This is a genomic window from Candidatus Poriferisodalis sp., from assembly GCF_965203655.1.
Taxonomy (GTDB): domain Bacteria; phylum Actinomycetota; class Acidimicrobiia; order Acidimicrobiales; family Poriferisodalaceae; genus Poriferisodalis.
Genome location: NZ_CBDBDD010000001.1, coordinates 39,156 through 57,982, shown reverse-complemented (window position 1 = coordinate 57,982; position 18,827 = coordinate 39,156). Strand labels below are relative to the sequence as shown.

Here is an 18,827-nt window from a genome sequence, read left to right as displayed (position 1 = left end):
CTCGTCTAGCTTGCGTTCCGGTTGTCGGCCTGCGGGGTGTGGGCTTTGCGCGAATACGTGGTGTTCGACCTAGAGGCCAATGCGGATCGCTCCGACCCGCCGGCCCATGAGATCATCGAGATCGGGGCCGTGCTCGTCGTCGACGGCGTCGAAGCCAGCGAGTTCGAAACATTGGTGCGACCAACCCGGCCTTTGCGCTCCCAGACTCGGGAATTGACGGGCTTGACGGACAAGGACCTGGCGCAAGCGCCGACCTTGGTCGAGGCCTTGCGACGCTTCTCCGCGTTCGTCGGCGACCGTCCTCTCATCGCTCACAACGGCTTCGGCTACGACTTCCCGCTGATGGATGAGGCATCAGCGCAGTCGGGGCTGCCAGCGCTCGGCGGCCGACGTCTAGACACGTTGGACCTGGCACACCTCGCGTTCCCGAGGGCCGGACGGGAGATGACGAGCGGCAGTGATGACAGCAGGCCGCCGTTGGGACGGAGCCTCGACGATCTGGCGGAACGGCTCTTGGGACGCACCGCCCGTTCCGAGCACCGAGCGCTCGGGGATGCCCGTCTGCTGGCTGATGTGCTGAGTCCGCTGCTCGCGTCGATGAACGAAGCGTCCCCGCCTCGCCGACTTCAACGTTGGGTGCTGCACGCAACTGCCCACGCATGGTCCGCATTCCTTGACGCCGAATCCGACCCGCCGTCGCTGGCCTCGACCATCCCGGTGTCCAGGCAGCGGCAATGGTCCGAACCGACTGGCAGATTCGATCCAGAAACCACCGCGGGCATGCTCGACAACGGCGGAGCGCTGATGGAACACGGTCGCTCACCACGCGCGCAGCAAGTCGAGATGGCTCGCTTGGTGGCGTCGGCGCTGCACAAAGGCGAACGTCGGCTCATCGAGGCCCCGACGGGCACGGGCAAGACCTTCGCCTATCTCGCACCCGCGATCGAATACGCCCGCGCCAGTGGCGCGACGGTCGCAATCGCCCCGCATTCCAAGGTGCTGCAGGATCAGATCGCGCACTCCCTTGAGGAACTGACCTCGCTCTTGGTGCCCTTCAACTGGGTGTTGCTCAAGGGCAGGGGCAACTACATCGACGTGGCCGCGCTGGAGAGCGCGCTTGGCGAGTTGGGCATTCAAGGCGACCATTCCGGCGACGCACAGGATGTTGTCGCGGGACGCACCGCGCACCCGGAGCACGATCCCGGTAACCGTGCAGGCTCGCGTCAAGCAGTGCGCGGTCTCGCGCTCGCGATCCTGTGTGGCTGGGTCTCACAGACGCCGACGGGTGATTGGGACGACCTGAACACGTGGGCACTCGGCAGCGATTTTCGAGACGTCATGTCGAGTCTTCGATTCGTGCTCTCCGTCAGCGAGCAGCCGGGTCCGGAAACGACTGACTTGGACAGACGGTGCTTCTATCGCCGCGCTCGTGACGGGCTGCGTCATGCGGATGTGGCCGTGCTGAACCATGCGCTGGTCGTGACCGATCACGAGTGGCTCGATCACGCCAGGCACTTGGTCCTCGACGAAGCGCACAACCTCGAAGACTCGGCGACCGATGCACTGACGGCCGAAATCGGAGTGGGCGAGATTGAGCAACTCTGTGATGCGATCGATCCGAGCGGCACAGGGAGCGGGACGCTAGGCCGGCTCGCCCGCGCCGCTCGCTGGTCCGTGCGTGAATCGCCGTTGACCGACGTGCGCCGCTGTGTCACCGCCATACGGAATCAGCTGCCGCGCTTCGGCTCGGAGCTGACGGCCTACATACGGGTGCGAACGGCAGCAAGTGCCGACGATCGTTATCCCTCGTCGTATCGAATTCGGCGCGGCATCGACACTGCGCACCCCGACTACTACGCAGTGCTGCGCGAAGGGCGGTCGCTCGCCGAAGCCGTGGAAGGCATCGTCGGCGAGCTGAACGAGATCAACCTGCCAGAGCAACTCGCCGGACGTTACCGGCGCGACCGCCTCGAAGCCGAGTTACGACACCTTGGGCGCTTTGCCCGAAATGCCGCCAAGACGCTCCGCCGCGTCATCCACGCCGACGCGGGCTCGGCTGGCCCGCAGGCTGCGGGAGACGGCGGCGATGCGATACGCGGCGCAAGTCTGATTGCCAATCTTGAAGAGCAACAGCGCATCGCAGTCAGTCAGGTCCAGTACACCGAAGGACGCTGGACATGGCTGCTGCGGCATGTGCCCCTGTCGGTAGCGCCGCAGTTGCGGCAGCTGTGGAATGAGCTCGACGCCACAGTCGCAACATCGGCGACCCTGCAAGTGGGCGGCAACTTCAGCCACATCCTGAATTCACTGGGTCTCGACGCCGCCCAGACGAGGGCCCTGCCAACTCCGTTTGAAGCGCTCAGCGAACAGCATCTGCTGATCTTGGCTGACTGGCTGCCATCCCCCAGAGCACGCCTGATGGACGAGTTCACCGAGGCAGCAGGCCGTGAGACCGGGCGGCTGATGCTGTTGTCCCGAGGTCGGGCGATGGCGTTGTTCACCGCTCGTTCCCGCATGGAAGCGGCTCGCAACAAGCTCCGTGACTACCTCGATCAGCACGGAATTCCGCTGCTCACCCAAGGCGACGCACCAGCAGCTGCGCTCGTCGCCCGAATGAGAACTGAGATGGCCACCAGCCTGCTCGCTCTGCGCTCGTTCTGGGAGGGCGTCGACATCCCCGGCGAGGCGCTGAGCTTGCTCCTCTTGGAGAAAATCCCCTTCGACTCTCCTGCTGACCCGATCTCGGGCGCTCGGATGGAAGCTGTGGAGCAGCAGGGCAAGGATGGGTTCGCTGACTACGCCGTGCCACGCGCCGCACTGAGGATGGCTCAGGGGGCAGGACGGCTGATCCGTGCGGCAGACGATCGCGGGGTGACCGTGATGCTGGACAACCGCCTGTGCAGGGCCAGCTCTTACGCCGAGCAAATCCTCGGCACGCTGCCCGGTCCGCCCGCACAGCACCGCGTACGTGATCCCAACGACGCGTATGACCGCATCTGTGGGCATCTCGACGGCATCGAGCTGACCGATGAGCTGCGGAGCGCCATGGATGCAGTCCCGGTCGACGACACCCTCGCGAAGATCCGAGCGCTCGCGCTCGACGAGGATCAGGCCCGGGACGGCGACATCGTCGAGCGGCGGCTGGACCGCGTGCGTCAGATCTTTGGCTTCGAACAATGGCGGTCCGGCCAGCTCGAGACGATGCGGCGATTCATGGCAGGCGAAGATGCGCTCTCGGTGCTGCCGACAGGGTCGGGCAAGTCGATCACCTACCAGATTCCGGCGCTGCTGATGCCTGGCGTGACGCTCGTGCTGTCGCCATTGATCTCGTTGATGAACGATCAAGTCGAGAACTTGCGCCGCCGTGGCATCACCGAGGTGGCAGCCATCCACAGCGGCGTGGGGCAGAGCGAATGGCGCGACATCCTGCGGGGCGCAACCCGGGGCGACTACAAGCTGCTGTACATCAGCCCCGAGCGGCTGTGGTCGCAGGAGTTCATCAGCCTGCTCTCCAAGGTCGACGTTGCCCGGATTGCCATCGACGAAGCGCACTGCATCTCGCAGTGGGGACACACGTTCCGGCCCGAGTACGCCAGGATTCCCGAGGCAATTGAGCTGCTCGGCGGGACACCGACAGAACGTCGGCGCCGCATTGATCAGGGCAGGGCAGCGCCCGTCGGCGACCGCCCGGCGCTGTTGGCAGTGACGGCCACGGCCAACGCCCGAGTGCGCGACGACATCGTGGCTTCACTGAGACTGCGGACTCGTGAGGCGATAGTGCTATCGCCGGATCGGCCCGAGATCAGCTACCTCACTGAGGACTGTGCGAACCGCAGCGACCGCGATGTCCGCATCGTTCAGGTGGTGGAGGCGTATCGCCGCCAGGCAACTGTGGTCTACGTGCCGACTCGACGCGACGCCGAGCGTGTCAGCGGGTTGCTGCGCGTTGCTGGCCATACGGTTCGCGCCTACCACGGAGGCATGGAGACAGCGGCAAGGTCGCACGTCGAGGACGCATTTCGTCATGGCGAGATCGACGTGGTCGTCGCTACCAAGGCCTTCGGGATGGGCATCGACAAGCCTGACATCGCTCTGATCGTGCACTCCGAGATGCCCGCCACAATCGAGGAGTACGTCCAAGAGACCGGCAGGGCCGCCCGCGGTGCTGGTCAACCCGGCATGCCGACCGACGGCACAGCAGTACTTCTGACTATGCCGAAGGACTGCTCCATCCATCGAGTCTTCGTTCGCAGCGCGGCGCCGTCAATCGCGCAGGTGCGCAGCATCTGGGCGAAGCTGCTGCCGGGCCTGGGCTCATACGACCCGGAGGATCTCGTCGACCGACCCGATGACAAGACCCGCGAGAGTGACGCGGAATCGGTCGCGACCTCGCTCGCCGTTCACTACTTGGCGATCGCGGACGTTTTGAAGCGCCACCCTGACACGCCGTGGGAGGGCCGCGTCACAATCATCGACGACACGCGCAAGCGGCTCAGCCAGCTGCGCCTGAGCGACGTGTCGGCCGATTCCAACACGCCGAATGCCGACGGGGTTGCGGGTCTGCAGAGAGACGCAGCAGTCGAACCGGAGTTCATCGCACGCGCCCAGCAGATCATTGAATTGGCGGAGCAACATGACGGCCGTTATGACGCACCGCAGTGGTCGAAGGAACTCGGGCGATCCGAGGTGGAGGTCGCGCAAGATCTGCTTGAGCTCCAGCTACGAGACATCATCGGATTCACTGTCTGGAAGTACGGATGGGTGCTGGAGCGTTCGCAGCGCGAACCGGACTGGGCAGAGATCGAGCGACAATGCGAACAACGTCGCAGCGAAGTGGCTGAGAAGTCTGATCGTGCGAAGGAGTTCGCTCGCGACCGAGCCGCGTGTCGAGTAGCGGCGCTTCTCGAGTATCTCGATGCATCGGATGCACCGCCGCAGACCGTCGACGATGGCTGTGGCCGGTGTGACATGTGCTCTGACCTGCCGCGGCCGTGGGCCGACAGCCATCTCACCGAGGCCGGCCTGCGCGAGGCATTACCGGTCGCTCAAATCATCCTCGGCCTGCTGGCAGACACCGCTCATTGGCGATACTCACGCAAGAACATCGAACGCTGTCTTGCAGGCAACCTGTGGGGTGCCGAGGCCGTCGGGGCGGGTGGTCCGACTTCGCGTCTGGTGACGCACCCGTCAGCAGGCCGGCTGGCGTTCCTCGGTGAGAAAGACGTGAGAGCAGCAGTTGACGCGTTGATTGGCGAGGGCCTTGTCGCTGCCGTCGCCGACGAGTTCGACGGCACCTCTTACGTTCGGCTCGAACTCACCGACGACGATTCTGAGTTCGCCTGCACCATGTAGGCGCCTCATGGCCATCGGCCCACGTCCGCAAGCGGGAAAGTGCCTTCACTACAGTCGAGCCGCGCGACCCGCGGAGCACGCATGGCATTCCTGCAGCCTGAGAATCTTGCGAGTCGCAGCGATGTGCCCGATCGGCTGCATGAGGTGGCTCGGCACCTTCGGGACGACTTGCCAGATGAAGTAACTGTCTGGCTCGAGCGCACCGGAGAGGGTGAAGCGGCGGCGCTGCGGCGCGAGTTTGACGGCGCTACGACACCTAGCGACGACAGTGACTGCTATCTGGTGGTGCTCGACCCGCAGGCCGGGATCGCCGTCCTGCAGGCACCGTCGCGTCGGCAGATCAAGGCGTCTCGACGACGACGCGCACGGCTCGACGAGGGAGCGACCCATCGCCTGGTAGTGGAACGGACAGCCGAGCTAGGCGGCAGTGTCGCCGAAGTCCCGGTCGAGTCCCTGCCGGTGCGGCATGTCCTAGCGGTGCCGCAGACCAGCCGGGAGCATGCAGCCGAGATCAATACCAAGTTGCCACTGCTGACTCGTGATGACTTCGAAGCAGGTGCGCTTCGCCTAGCGCTTCAGCGCGCCATCGGAGGCCAGATTCTGCAGCTCGGGCCCGCGGAACAGTCACAGACCCGAGCAGCGATCAAGCCCGAGATCATCATCACCGGCAAGACCGCTGCGATGTTCCGAGAACCCGATGCTGCCAGCGAGGACATCATTCGAACACTCGACCGCGAGCAAGAACGCATGGCCCGTCACTTGGGGGCCGGGTATCGGGTGATACGAGGCGTCGCCGGCAGCGGCAAGACACTCGTGCTCACGCACCGAGCCAAACACATGGCCCGGAACTTTTCCCATTGGCGGATTCTGCTGTTGTGCTTCAACAGACCGCTCGCTTCGGCCCTGAAGGCAGAGACTCTTGATCATCAGAACATTCGGGCGATCCATATCGACAAACTGGCTCATCAGGTCGTAGCGAAGGCGGGAAGGACCGGGGAGGTCGAGAAGGAGGCAGCGGGTGACCGAGTCCTGTTCTTCAAGCTGCTGCGCAAGGTTGCGGTCGAGGTGTTTGACTCGGGGAACGCAGCCGAGCGCTACGACATGGTCATCGTCGATGAGGCACAAGACCTCGGTGCCGAAGGCCTCGACATGGCGTGGGCAGCACTGAAACCACATCGAGACAACCTGCTGGTTGCACACGACGGTGCCCAGCGAATCTACGCCGGGAAGAAGCGGTGGAACCCACCGGACATGACGGCGCGTGGCCGCACAACCGTGCTCAAGCGCAACTATCGAAATACCAACGAGATTCTTGACTTGGCGCTTGAGTATCTGGGTGATGCAGCACAACGCGTCGCCGATCAAGAACAGCCCGATGACTTCGACGTCTTGGTGCAGCCGGATCAGGCCGTACGTCACGGCGTGCTGCCGCGGCTAATCGAATGTGACGGCATGACGTCCGAAGTTGAAGCGGCACTCGAACACGTAAAGCGATTGCGCCCTGACGGAATTCCACGCGATGCCATCGCAATCCTGTCCGGCTCCATGGACTTCCGCAAGAATGCTCTGGCGCGCATCGGTCCGAAGGCCTCCCTCGACGCCCAAGCACACAAGGACAAGGTGGCGCAGGCCCGCAACGTCATCCGCATAGCCACGCTTCAATTGCTCAAGGGCCTCGAATTTCCTCATGTCGTCATCGGCGGCGCGAACGACATCTGGGTCGAAGACGACGAGCCCGCGGAGCAGGACCGCCAGCGCCGCCGGCTGCTGTACGTCGCCATGACGCGAGCCAGCGAATCGCTGACCGTCACCTGCTCCGGCAAGGGCATCATGAACGCAATCAGCCATCTGCCCGAGATGCCTTCGGCCCAGCTCTGATCCTGGTGACTATGCGGTGACCGGCACGAAGACTCGGTGGGGCCACGGCATGCCCGCCAAGAGGCTGCCGATGGCACCAGAGCGCTGCTAATCCGCGATCAGGTCGATGCGTGGCGGCGGCAGGTCGGTTGGCCAGGGTGCGCGTGCGGTGCGGGCGTCGAGCGTCACCAAGGGGGCGTCGAGCATGACGGCCAGCGCGGCGAACGAGGCGTCGTAGGCGGTGAAGTTCTCGCGCAGCCGCCAGATCACCGGCAGCAGCAGCTCATGTGGATGGGCCACGATGCCGAGCCGCGGGAATTCGTCCAGTGCATGCTGCGCTTGCTCGGCCGAGAGATCCCCTCGTCGCACGTAACGCTGCAGCACATGGGCAGTTTCCACTGCGAGCAGCGCAGGAGCGTGCAGCGAATCGGAAGACATCACACGACGCTCGACGTCGGCTGCTTCCGGCAAGCGAAGCAGCCAGGCGATGACGGCCGATGTATCGAGAACGATCACCTCGCGTCGCGTATCGCGCGCACCGCGTCGGCAGGCGACTCGGTCACCTTGATGCGGTCAAGCGCCGCGAGACGTTCCAGCATCTCCTGCCGTGTCGGGATATCGAGCGAACGGCGCAGCTCGCGCAACACGTACTCCGACATCGACTGGCCTTCCAAGGCGGCGCGCGCCTTCAGACGGCGATGAAGCTCATCCGGCATGTCTCGAATCTGCAGTGATGTCATGCAGAAATCATACTCTCATGCAATGTTCATGCAGTCACGCAAGCGGATTCCCGCAGCCTACGAACGCTCCATAGGGCAAGATTCACCCGGCCCGCCAACGGCTTCGGCGGTGGGCTGGCACAGCGAGCGTTCAGGAGGCCTGTCCAATGAACACGACCGGAACAGCACAGCACCGCATCGACGGGGCGACGACTGCGTCGACACCGGGGGGCTGCGCAGACGAAGCAGCGCAGTTCGAGGAGATGGGGCTCTCGGCGGCGTGGTCGTTCGAGGCGTCCCACGATCCGTTCCTGCCGTTGGCGCTGGCAGCAGAGCGCACCGAAAGCATCGAGCTCGGCACGGCCATTGCCGTGGCCTTCGCCCGCAACCCCATGACATGCGCCGTTACTGCGTGGGACCTGCAGCGCCACAGCGGCGGTCGCTTCATCCTGGGGCTCGGCACGCAGATCAAGCCCCACATCACCAAGCGCTACAGCGAGCAGTGGTCACGCCCTGCCGAGCGGATGCGTGAGTACATCGAGGCGGTGCGGGCGATCTGGCACGCCTTCGAGACCGGCGAACGGCTCAACCACCGGGGCGAGTTCTACACCCACACCCTGATGACGCCGTTCTTCAATCCGGGCCCGATCGGCATGGCGCCGCCGGCGATCTACGTGGCCGGCGTCGGCCCCCGCATGGTCGAGGTGATCGGTGCGGCGGCGGACGGATTCTTCGTGCACCCGTTCCACACCGCCCAGTTCATGACAGATGTCACGCTCCCGGCCATGGCGGCCGGCGCCGAATCGGCAGGACGAGACATCGACGACGTCACCGTTGCCTGCCTGACCATCGTCGCGATGGGCGAGAACGACGAGCAGATCGACAAGGCGCGCCGCTCCGCCGCAGGCCAGCTCGCGTTCTACGGATCGACGCCGGCCTACGCGGGTGCGCTCGACCACCACGGCTACGGCGAACTGCAGCCGCGCCTGAACACGCTGTCCAAGCAGGGCAACTGGCGGGAGATGAGCGATCTCATCGACGACGATCTGCTGGATCTCATCGTCGTGTCTGGCACACCGTCAGCCGTGGGCGTGCAGATCGCCGAGCGCAACACGTTCGCCGACCGCACCACGATGATGTTCTACGGTCCGACACCCACCAACGACGCGATCGCCGAGGCCGTCGCAGCCGCCAGTGCCGCATGAATCAACCGGCCGCTGTGCCTGAGGGGCTGAGGCGGCGAGCTGACGGAACGCTGGCGTGCTGGTGGGGCGAGGGCCACGACGACTACGAGGCCTACCACGACACCGGGTGGGGCCTGCCGGTCACCGACGACGTGCGGCTGTACGAGAAGATGTGCCTCGAGGGCTTCCAATCGGGTCTGTCGTGGCTCACGATCCTGCGCAAGCGGGAGAACTTCCGGGCCGCGTTCTGCGGGTTTGACTTCGAGGCGGTGGCCCGCTTCGGCGACGCCGATGTCGAGCGGCTCCTCGGTGACGCAGGCATCGTGCGTCACCGTGGCAAGATCGAAGCCACCATCAATAACGCCCAGGCTGCGCTCGGCACCATCGATGCGCACGGCAGCCTGGCGGCCTTCTTCTGGTCGTTCGAACCGCAGCCCGGCGATCGGCCGCCCGTCATCGACTACCGCACGCTCGCCTCGATGCCTTCAACACCCGAATCGACAGCGCTCAGCAAGGCACTGCGCAAGCAGGGCTGGCGGTTTGTCGGCCCCACCACCTGTTACGCCCTCATGCAGGCCTCCGGCATCGTCAACGACCACCTCGAGGGCTGTCACCGCCGACCCGTCATCGAGGCCGCGCGCGCAGCGCTTGATCGACCGGTCGCACTGGGCACCTGAGGTTCAGTCCCAACCCGCAGCACGGATTCGTGACGCCGGCGGCTGGCTGTCAGTCGGAGCCGGGGGCGATGACGGTGTCCACCATCGACAGGTGCATGCCGCTGACTCGATCGGGCTGGCCGGCGAACACGGCCGCCCGTTCGGGTGACGCTGCGAATTCTTCGTACGCGGCTTCGTAATCGCCGGGGTGGCTCACGGCCCACACAAGCTGGTTGTTCTCGCGGTCGGCATACATGAACTCGACCTTGAAGCCGAACTTCTCCCGCACGGCGATGATGTTGGGGAACCACTCGAGCAGCGAGTCCATCTGACCTTCGATGACGTCGTAGCGGCGCAGTTGTGTCGCCATGCCGGCTCCTCTCGGTGTGGTGCGTCACCGCTATTGCTAGCGCGATTCGACGATGTGTACCACTAGGCGCCATCGGAGCCGAGATCGACGACGCCGTCCTCGGTGGCGAGGTGGGTCATCGGTACATCGTGGGGCTCGGACGGAAGCTGTTCGAACACGATGTCGCGGCAGGCGACCCCGACCCGCGGGCAGTCCTCGGGCAACCGGGCCAGCAGCTCGTCGAAGTAACCCACGCCGTGGCCCAGTCGCGTGCCGTGACGGTCAAAGGCCACACCGGGTACCAGCGCCAGCGAGATGTGGCGGGGCTGCAGCTCGAACGCATCCGCAGTGGGCTGGGGAAAGCCGTACCGGTGCTGCTCCATCGCACCGATCGCCGGATGCAGCGTGAGCGGGCCATCCGGGGGAGTGCGCGTCACGGCGAAGCGCTGCCAGCCGACGGCATCTGCCAGCGCGTCCAGCGACAGCTCGTTCGCCATAGCCCGGTAGAAGAGGATCAGGTTGGCTCCCGTAGGCGCCAGCCTCCCGGCGACAGCCGCCGAGTTCTCGTCGAGCGCCTCGATGAACGCCTGAAGCCCCGCGATCACGGCGGTTATCGACGCTGCCGTGACCGGCTTCCGGCGGTCTCGGATCCACCGACGCCAGGCGTCCTTCGAAGACTCAGGTCCCGGCTCACCGCTCATAGAAACGACGCTAGGTGTCTCGCACCCGCAGCCATACAATTCGCGTCGTGGGGATTGGGGAGGTGACGCTCCCGCCGCTGTACGACCGGCCGCCTCGCCCGCTCGCGATGGCGCGCTGGACGATCACCAAGTTTCTGTGGTGGCAGGGCGGCCTGTGGATCGCCGTGGGCATCGTGGCGTGGAACTGGCTCACGCCGTCGCTCGAGAGCTTCGCTACGCCAGCGGCGTGGGCCGTCGCAGCGGTGTGCCTGCGCAATGTGGCGCTCATGATTGCGGTGGCCGGCGGCTTGCACTGGTGGCTGTACATCCGCCGCCGCCAAGGCACCCTGCACAAGTACGACGAGCGTTGGCTCTCGGTTGGTCGCCGCCCGTTCCTGTTTCGCAACCAGACACGTGACAACGTCTTCTGGTCGCTGGCCAGCGCGTGCCCAATAGCGGCGCTGTTCGAGTCACTGATGCTGTGGCTGTATGCCAACGGCCTCATCTGGACCGTTCCCGCGACCGGCAGCCTCGCGGCTTTCACTTACACCGCAGCGCTCACGTTGGCCGTCTTCCCGCTGGGGTCGATCCACTTCTACGGCACCCACCGGCTGCTGCACACGCGGTGCCTGTACCGCTGGGCGCACTCGCTGCACCACCGCAACGTCAACATTGGTCCTTGGTCGGGTGTGTCGATGCACCCGATCGAACACCTGCTGTATCTGTCGGTGCCGTTCTTGTTCCTCGTCATCCCCGCAAACCCGTACCTGGTGACACTGGCGACCACCTACTTCCTGCTGTCACCGGCGGCGTCGCACTCGGGCTTCGACCGCTTCGTCGTAGCCGGCGGAAGCACAGTGGCAGGCGGGGATCGCTTCCACACGCTCCACCACCGCTACTTCGACTGCAACTACGGAACCGCGCTGGTACCGCTCGACAAGTGGTTCGGCACCTATCACGACGGCAGCGATGACGCCACCGATCGAATGGTGGAGCGTCGCCGCCAGCTCGCAGCTCGCTAGGTAGCAGAGGCCGCTCAGGCGATGGTCTCTGGTTCGGTGGTGACGAGCAGTTCGGCTACCGATGCGGTGTTCGGCAAGCGCAGGATGGTGGCCAGCGCCTGAGCCAGATCGTCGGCTTGGATCATGATCGACGGGTCCACGCCGAAACCCGAGGTCATGTCGGTCAGCACGTAGCCGGGACACACGGCCGTGCACCGGATCCCGTCAGGAAAGGTGAGGTGCCGGACCGAGTGATGCAGGGCCATCGCGGCGTGCTTGCTCATCGCATAGCCGGGTGCGAAGGTGCCCCGCACCCGCTTGCCCGACATCGAGATCACGTTCACGATGCGGCCCTCGCCACTGCGGCGCAGGTGGTCGAGTGTGGCGCGGAGCATGCGGAACGGCCCCTTCGCGTTGACCTCCCACATCTCGTCCAGCGTGTCTTCGGTCAGCTCCTCGAACACATCGGGATGGGCGACGCCGGCATTGTTCACGAGGCAGTCGATCCGACCGTGTGCCGAGATCGTCTCGGCGGTCCAGCGCTCGGCTGCATCGAGGTCGGTGGCGTCGTAGCGGTGCAGGGTGACGGCCGGGCCGCCGCCGTCGTCGGTGCGGTACGAGGCAGCTGAGGCTTCGAGCGCGGCCACATCGCGTCCGCCTAGCGACAGCGCCCAGCCATCCGCATGCAGCGCCTCGGCCACTGCGGCGCCGATGCCGCGATTCGCGCCGCTGATCATCGCCACGCATCCGGTGATGTCTCGCATCTCGCATACCTCCTGCCGGGCGGTCGGGTCATCCCGACGCGTTTCGGTGACCCGCAGTAGCGTTCGCATTCGGCCTCGCCGCCAAGCCGGCAGGCCGATCCGGAGGCTAGGTCGATGGTGCAGAGTCTGTCGGCGGGCGACGGCGAAGCCGCCTACCTGCCCGGCACGCGCGAGCGCGAAGAACTGGCGCGCCGCACCATCGGGGTGCTGCAGCTCGGTGTGATCCCCGGCGGGCTTGCCATGACGGCGTCGTTCTCGGCATCGACCCTGCTGGCCGACCAGATGACCGGCAGCGAGACCAAGGCCTCGCTGGCCGCGGTCTGCCTCAGCATCGGCGGCACGCTCGCCGGCATCCCGCTGGCCGCGCTGATGGCCCGCCGCGGCCGCCGGGCCGGTCTGTCCGCCGGCTACTTCATCGGGGCCATCGGCGCCACGCTCGCATTGCTGTCCGCGTTCGCCGGCAGCTATTCGCTGCTCGTCGTGGGCATGGTGCTGATCGGCACCGGTCAAGCGGCGAACCTGGCGTCGCGCTACGCCGGAGCCGACCTGGCAACCGACGAGAACCGGGCCCGCTCGATCAGCCTCGTGCTGTGGGCCAGCACCGTCGGATCGGTGCTAGGCCCCACCGTCGCGCTCGGGCTGAAGAGCTTTTTCGCCGATACCGAGGGGCTGAGCGGGTTCGCGCTGCCGTACGCGCTGGCGCTCGGGCTCTTCCTAGCCGCGGCGATCAACCTCTCACGCCGGCTGCGGCCCGATCCGCTGCACGTCGTTGCGGCCGAGTCGGGGTCGAACGGCGTCAAGCTGCCCAGCCTCGCCGAGGCCGGACGAGTCCTCGCTCATCCGGTGGCCTCGATCGCGCTCATCGCCATGATGCTGTCCCAGGCCGTGATGGTGGGCGTCATGACGGTGTCGCCGATCCACATGCAGGCCGGCGATCAGAACCCGCTGATCATCGGCTTCATGCTGTCGCTGCACATCGCCGGCATGTTCGCCTTCTCACCGTATGTGGGCTGGCTGGTGGACCGTATCGGCGGGCAACTCGTCATCATCGTCGGCGCGCTCGTGCTTGCGGTCGGCTCCTCGACAGCTGCGAACACCGACCCCGAGCACGCCACCGGCCTGCTGCTGGGGCTGTTTCTCGTGGGCATCGGCTGGAGCTGCTGCGTGGTGGCCGCCAGCTCGATCCTTACTGCCTCGTTCTCGGTTGAACGGCGGGTCAGCGTGCAAGCCACCGCGGACGTGCTGATGACCGCATTCGGTGCTGCTGCAGGCGTGAGCTCAGGACTGGCCGTGGAGCACCGGTCCTATGGCCAACTGGCGAGCTGGGGAGCCTGGGTGGCCGTGGCGCTGGGCATCGCGGCAACGATGATGCTGGTGCGGAACTTCAGAACGACTCGACGACTGACGGTCTGAGCGGTCGTGTCGCCACTGCCACGCGGCTGCTGCCGCCAGGCGCCGCCGACCCGATCAGAGCGGCCCGATCAGAACAGTCCGTCGAGGCAGGTCGCGAGCTTCGAGTCGCCTGTAGCCGGCTGCGCTGTAATGCGCGACAGGAAGGTCACCGAGATGTAGTCGTGCATGACGGCGCCGGTGTCGACTTCCACCGGCATGTCGACAGCGTCGCCCCACTGCATCGCAACTCGATAGGCGTCTTCGTTCTCGGGGTGCGGCTCGAGGCTGACCGACGTGATGGAACGCGGCGGCAGCGTGCCCACATCGGTGAACCGCCAGCCCTTCATGTCGGCGACTTCGCGATTGGGCACGTTGAGGTTGACCGCCCAGGCGGCGTCGTGCTCGTCGGCGAGCAGGCCGCTGAGCACGACACTGGCCACTTCGGCCGCCGAATGCCATTTCTGGTCGGCGATGGCATCTTCCCAGCCTTGGCCCTCGACGCCGAAGCCCTCGACGGTCTGGCTGACTGCCAGGCCGGGGATGGCGCCGTTGCGACCGGTCAGCACAGCGCCGACGGTGCCCGAGTGATAGACGGACCGGCCGACGTTGGCGCCGGGATTGATGCCCGACACGACGAGATCAACGGGGCCGAAGGCGCCGAGCCGAGCGAACATCACGCACAACGCCGGCGCCCCGGATACAGCCCACGCATCTTCGATGCCTTCGAAGCGCACCTTGTGCACTTGCGGATCCATCAGGTGCAGCGGCCCGATCGCGGCACCGGCGCCGGAGTACTCAGAATCTGGCGCGACCACCACGACGTCGCCGTGTGCGGTCATGGCGCTCGCAAGCACGTGCAGACCCTCGGACTCGATTCCGTCATCGTTGGTCACCAGGATGCGCACCGTGTCGAAGGTACCGCCCGCAGGTGAAGCGAGGACGAACCCCAAGCGAACGAGTGACACCGCAGCGCCGACGCCCAGCCGACACACGGCTTGCGCCCGGTGACCGGTCTCCGATCCCGCTCGGAGTCTCGGGCAGCGTGTCGTGGCAAGCTGTCTCGCTGTGGAGGGGCCAGCTGAATCGGGGTTTCCTGCGGCAACCCAGCCGCTGCGCGTCCTGCATACGTCCGATGTTCACATCGGACACGTACGTGGACCGCACGGCCCGCACCGTGACGTCTGTCAATGCCCCATACACGCCCTCGCGCACACGGCGGTCGCCCACCGGGCCGACGTGCTGCTGATCGCCGGAGATCTGTTCGATCACGCCCGGCTGAAGCGGACCGATGTCGCGCACACCATGGAGCTGCTCGGCGACGTCGACGCGTCGGTCGTCATCATCCCTGGCAACCACGACGTGCACGACGAGCAATCGCTGTGGGGCACCCATGCCGACCACGAGCACCGGCTCGAAGTCACCGGCGCCGGCGTGATCTTCCTCGACGATCCCGAGGGCGCGACGCTGCACTTCGGCGAGCACGACCTGACGCTGTGGGGCCGGGCGATGGACCTACACCATTCCGAGTACCGGCCCCTCGCCGGCGTGCCGGCCCGCCCCGATGACGGCTGGTTCATCGCCGCGGGGCACGGGCACTTCCAGCGGACGGCCGACGACGCGCACCGGTCGTCGCCGATCGCCGCCGAAGAGATCGAGGCCACCGGAGCGGACTACGTGGCCCTCGGACACTGGCACGTGACAACCGATGTCTCGGTCGGCGATGTCGTCGCGTGGTACCCCGGGGCACCCATGGGTATCCCGTCGAACGGGACGGCCTGCCTGGTCACGTTCTCCCGGCATGCCGACGGCAGCCCCGGCACGGTCACGGTCGATCATGTGCCAGTCGCGCCGCCGTCCGACGGCTGCGCTTAGCGGCCGCTGAGTCGACTACAGGCTGGCTGCGGCGCGGTCGATGCGTCGTTGAAGGGATTCGCATTCGGACATGTGGCGCATCGCCTCGGACTTGGCCGCTCCGTAGTTCTCGGCGACCTGGCGGGCACGTTCGGGATCGTCGTAGGTGGCGGGCTCGCCCAGCAGCGCCTGCAGCTCCGCGACGCGGTGCTCAGCGGCCTCCCAGGCCCGCTCGGCTGCGGCGAGTTCCCGGCGCAGGCCCGCAGTCGCGTCGTGCGCAGCTTGACGCTTGCTGGCCCCCGCACGGCGCCGCTCGGCAGCGGCAGCTCGGGATGTCGGCGTGTCGGGGGTGCTGTCGGGCCGGCCCTCGGTGATCCGCCCTCCGGTGCTGCCACCAGCAGTCCGTCTGGTGCTCAGCCCCGGGGGACGCAGCAGCTCTTCGTCGACGCCCTGGTGCAGCGTCGCGGTGCCGTCGCGCACCACGATGAGCGAGTCGGCCACGCTGCGGATGAGGTGACGGTCGTGAGTCACCAGCAGCACCGTGCCCGGGTACACCGACAGCGCATCCTCGAGCAGGTCGCAGCTCGGCAGGTCGAGATGATTGGTGGGCTCATCGAGCACCAGCAAATTGACCGGGTTGGCCATCGTGATCCCGAGCGCCAGCCGTGTGCGCTCGCCGCCCGACAGGTCGGCCACCTTGCTGTCTGCCGCGTCGCCCGGAAAACCGAAACCGCCGAGCATCGTGCGCACATTTCGTCCCGGCTGGTCGCCCACCGACGCCGTGAATTCCTCCACGACCGTTCGGCGCGGGTCCATGACCTCGGTGAGATGCTGCTCGAAGGTGGCCATGTCGACGTTTCGACCCCGGTGAAGCTCGCCGCCGAGCACACCGAGATTGCCCTGCAGCACCCGCAGCAGCGTCGTCTTGCCGGCGCCGTTGGGACCGACCACGCCCACCTTCGTGCCGCGTTCGATGACCAGGTTCACGCCTTCGAGCACCGGCTCGTCGCCGTCGGCGTAGCCCAGCGTGGCGTCGATCAGCTCGGTGACGACCCGCGACGAACGCCGCGGCGTGCCGAAGCCGAAGCGTGCGGCCAGCTCCTTGCGGCTCGGCGCCTCGACCGGTTCGATCTTCGCCAGTGCCTTGATGCGGCTCTGCACCTGGCGGGCCTTGGTGGCCTTGTAACGGAAGCGCTCGATGAAGCGCTCGGTATGCGCCCGGCGGCGCGCCTGCTGTGCCGCCGCGGCTTCGGCGGCCGCGAGCCGCTCCTCGCGAGCCGCAACGAATTCCGCGAAACCGCCGACGTGCTCGTACGCGCTCGTGCCGTCCATCTCGATGACACGATTGGCGACCGCGTCGATGAAGTCGCGGTCGTGGCTGACGAACAGCAGCCCGCCCTCCCACGTGGCGAGCTGATCCTCCAGCCACGCCACCGAGTCGACATCGAGGTGGTTGGTGGGCTCGTCAGCCAGCAGCACATCGGGCTTGGCCAGCAGGAGCTGCCCGAGCGCTACCCGCATCCGCCACCCGCCCGACAGCTGCGCGACCGGCCGCTGCGCGTCGTCGGGGGCGAAACCCAGCCCGGCCAGCACCCGGTGAGCCTCCGCCTCGAAGCCGTACCCGCCGATCTGGCGGAAACGCGCCTCCAGCTCGCCGTAGCGGGCGAGCACCTCGTCGTGATCTGCCGCGTCGACTTCGGCCAGCCGAGCCTCGAGCGATCTCAGTTCCGTCGTCATCGCGGTGATGTCGCCGGACCCCGCCAGGGTCGCGTCCAGCACCGTCCCTTCGGTGATGTCGTCGAGTTCCTGGGGCAGGTAGCCGATCGTCAGCCCGCTCTGGCGATGGACCTCGCCCTCATCGGGCTCCTTGATGCCGGCCAGGATCTCGAGCAGCGTCGTCTTGCCGATGCCGTTGCCGCCCACCAAGGCGATGCGCCGCCCGGGCGCGAGCTGCACATCCACGTCGGCGAACAGCCGCCGCGGCGGGTACGACTTGCCCAGCGAGGAACCCCACAGCACGCAGCGAGTCTGCCGCAGGGCCGCCCGATCGAGTGGCTGAATTTCACCTCGAGCGTTACGAGAAGTGCGGCGCGACGTCAGCCATGAAGGCTCGCAGCGCGTCGAGGCGACCCTCGATGCCGCCCCGCGCCACCGGGTCGAGCACCAGATGCGTCACGCCGGCCTCGGCGATCCGCCCGACGCTGTCGATCATCTCCTCGGTGCTGCCGGCCACTGACACCGCCGGCTTCATGGCCGATGCCGGATCGAGGTAGTAGCGCAGCGACAGCGTGATCTCGTCGCGGTCGCGCCCCGCGGCGTCGCATGCCTCGCCGACTTGGCGCCACCCCGCTGCGACGACTTCAACCGTCTCGAAGGCCGCATGGAAGCCGTGCCCATGCCGCGCCACCCGTCGATACGCGGCGGCCGTGTTGCCTCCCACCCACACCGGCACGGGGTCCTGCACCGGCTTGGGCTCGAAGCCGACCGAGGGAAACGAGTAGAACTCGCCGTCGAAGCTGGGATCGTCGTCAGTGAACAGCGTGCGGAACACCTCGAGCTGCTCGTCTGAGCGCTTGCCGCGGCGGTCCCACGGCATGCCCAGCACCTCGGCTTCCTCGCGCATCCAGCCCACGCCCACGCCCAGGATGAGCCGGCCCTCCGACAGCACGTCGATGGTCGCAAGGCGCTTGGCCGTCTCGACCGGCGGCCGGTACGGCAGGATCAGCACGCTGAACCCGAGGCGCAGATTGTCGGTGACGGCCGCGACGAACAGCAGCGTGCCAATCGGGTCGAGCCATCCCGTCTTGGGCGGCGCCGGGAACGAGCCGTCGTCGCTGTAGGGATACTGCGACACCAGTTCGGCGGGCCAGCAGACATGATCGGACGCCCAGCCCGACGCAAAGCCGAGCCGGTCGACTTCGGAGGCGAACGTGATGAGCCCGTCGCGAGTACCGACGCGGCCCAGATGCGGCAGAGTGACTCCCCATTCCATGGGGCGACACGCTATGCCGTGGCGGTACGG

Annotated in this window: 15 protein-coding genes; 7 read left to right on the top strand and 8 right to left on the bottom strand. The window is 66.6% G+C overall.

The features are described from left to right. Window positions 1-45 precede the first annotated feature (45 nt). The gene (locus tag ACOGW9_RS00235) at window positions 46-5,352 is read left to right on the top strand and encodes a RecQ family ATP-dependent DNA helicase (protein WP_419907269.1); all 5,307 of its coding nucleotides are present in this window, start codon (window positions 46-48) and stop codon (window positions 5,350-5,352) included. Between the two features lie 81 nt (window positions 5,353-5,433). Further along, window positions 5,434-7,230 carry a 3'-5' exonuclease gene (locus ACOGW9_RS00230; RefSeq protein ID WP_419907267.1) on the top strand — a complete coding sequence of 599 codons (1,797 nt, stop codon included), beginning with the start codon at window positions 5,434-5,436 and terminating at the stop codon, window positions 7,228-7,230. 87 nt (window positions 7,231-7,317) lie between these two features. On the opposite strand, the gene ACOGW9_RS00225 is transcribed toward ACOGW9_RS00230, so the two are convergent. Then, entirely contained in the window at window positions 7,318-7,725 is a 408-nt protein-coding gene (locus ACOGW9_RS00225; protein WP_419907265.1) for a type II toxin-antitoxin system VapC family toxin, read from the bottom strand. Continuing rightward, window positions 7,722-7,949 (bottom strand): FitA-like ribbon-helix-helix domain-containing protein, encoded by a 228-nt coding sequence (locus tag ACOGW9_RS00220; protein ID WP_419907263.1) that lies wholly within the window; start codon window positions 7,947-7,949, stop codon window positions 7,722-7,724. Before ACOGW9_RS00220 ends, ACOGW9_RS00225 begins: the two co-directional genes overlap by 4 nt. A 146-nt stretch (window positions 7,950-8,095) precedes the next feature. Here ACOGW9_RS00220 and ACOGW9_RS00215 point away from each other — a divergent pair, with 146 nt between their 5' ends. Beyond that, entirely contained in the window at window positions 8,096-9,133 is a 1,038-nt protein-coding gene (locus ACOGW9_RS00215; protein ID WP_419907261.1) for a TIGR03617 family F420-dependent LLM class oxidoreductase, read from the top strand. Then, the gene (locus tag ACOGW9_RS00210) at window positions 9,130-9,789 is read left to right on the top strand and encodes a DNA-3-methyladenine glycosylase I (RefSeq protein ID WP_419907259.1); all 660 of its coding nucleotides are present in this window, start codon (window positions 9,130-9,132) and stop codon (window positions 9,787-9,789) included. Before ACOGW9_RS00215 ends, ACOGW9_RS00210 begins: the two co-directional genes overlap by 4 nt. A gap of 49 nt (window positions 9,790-9,838) precedes the next feature. Here ACOGW9_RS00210 and ACOGW9_RS00205 read toward each other — a convergent pair whose 3' ends face one another. Together ACOGW9_RS00205 and ACOGW9_RS00200 are read right to left on the bottom strand one after the other, a co-directional pair. After that, window positions 9,839-10,138 carry a hypothetical protein gene (locus tag ACOGW9_RS00205; RefSeq protein WP_419907257.1) on the bottom strand — a complete coding sequence of 100 codons (300 nt, stop codon included), beginning with the start codon at window positions 10,136-10,138 and terminating at the stop codon, window positions 9,839-9,841. Between the two features lie 62 nt (window positions 10,139-10,200). Next, window positions 10,201-10,818 (bottom strand): 5-formyltetrahydrofolate cyclo-ligase, encoded by a 618-nt coding sequence (locus ACOGW9_RS00200; protein WP_419907255.1) that lies wholly within the window; start codon window positions 10,816-10,818, stop codon window positions 10,201-10,203. Between the two features lie 47 nt (window positions 10,819-10,865). On the opposite strand from ACOGW9_RS00200, the gene ACOGW9_RS00195 reads away from it, so the two are divergent. Continuing rightward, a complete protein-coding gene (locus ACOGW9_RS00195; RefSeq protein ID WP_419907253.1) occupies window positions 10,866-11,819 on the top strand; it encodes a sterol desaturase family protein in 954 nt (317 codons plus the stop codon). Between the two features lie 14 nt (window positions 11,820-11,833). Here ACOGW9_RS00195 and ACOGW9_RS00190 read toward each other — a convergent pair whose 3' ends face one another. Next, entirely contained in the window at window positions 11,834-12,562 is a 729-nt protein-coding gene (locus ACOGW9_RS00190; RefSeq protein ID WP_419907251.1) for an SDR family NAD(P)-dependent oxidoreductase, read from the bottom strand. Between the two features lie 114 nt (window positions 12,563-12,676). Here ACOGW9_RS00190 and ACOGW9_RS00185 point away from each other — a divergent pair, with 114 nt between their 5' ends. After that, window positions 12,677-13,975 carry an MFS transporter gene (locus ACOGW9_RS00185; RefSeq protein ID WP_419907249.1) on the top strand — a complete coding sequence of 433 codons (1,299 nt, stop codon included), beginning with the start codon at window positions 12,677-12,679 and terminating at the stop codon, window positions 13,973-13,975. Between the two features lie 68 nt (window positions 13,976-14,043). Here the strand turns inward: ACOGW9_RS00185 and surE are convergent, their stop codons facing one another. Then, complete coding sequence (gene surE / locus ACOGW9_RS00180; RefSeq protein WP_419907247.1) at window positions 14,044-14,859, bottom strand: 5'/3'-nucleotidase SurE; 816 nt, start codon at window positions 14,857-14,859, stop codon at window positions 14,044-14,046. A 160-nt stretch (window positions 14,860-15,019) separates the two neighbouring features. On the opposite strand from surE, the gene ACOGW9_RS00175 reads away from it, so the two are divergent. After that, a complete protein-coding gene (locus ACOGW9_RS00175; RefSeq protein ID WP_419907245.1) occupies window positions 15,020-15,826 on the top strand; it encodes a metallophosphoesterase family protein in 807 nt (268 codons plus the stop codon). A gap of 15 nt (window positions 15,827-15,841) precedes the next feature. Here the strand turns inward: ACOGW9_RS00175 and ACOGW9_RS00170 are convergent, their stop codons facing one another. Together ACOGW9_RS00170 and ACOGW9_RS00165 are read right to left on the bottom strand one after the other, a co-directional pair. Continuing rightward, window positions 15,842-17,824, bottom strand: coding sequence for an ABC-F family ATP-binding cassette domain-containing protein (locus tag ACOGW9_RS00170; protein ID WP_419907243.1), 1,983 nt, complete (start codon window positions 17,822-17,824; stop codon window positions 15,842-15,844). 55 nt (window positions 17,825-17,879) lie between these two features. Further along, entirely contained in the window at window positions 17,880-18,797 is a 918-nt protein-coding gene (locus ACOGW9_RS00165; protein WP_419907241.1) for an LLM class F420-dependent oxidoreductase, read from the bottom strand. Window positions 18,798-18,827: the final 30 nt, after the last annotated feature.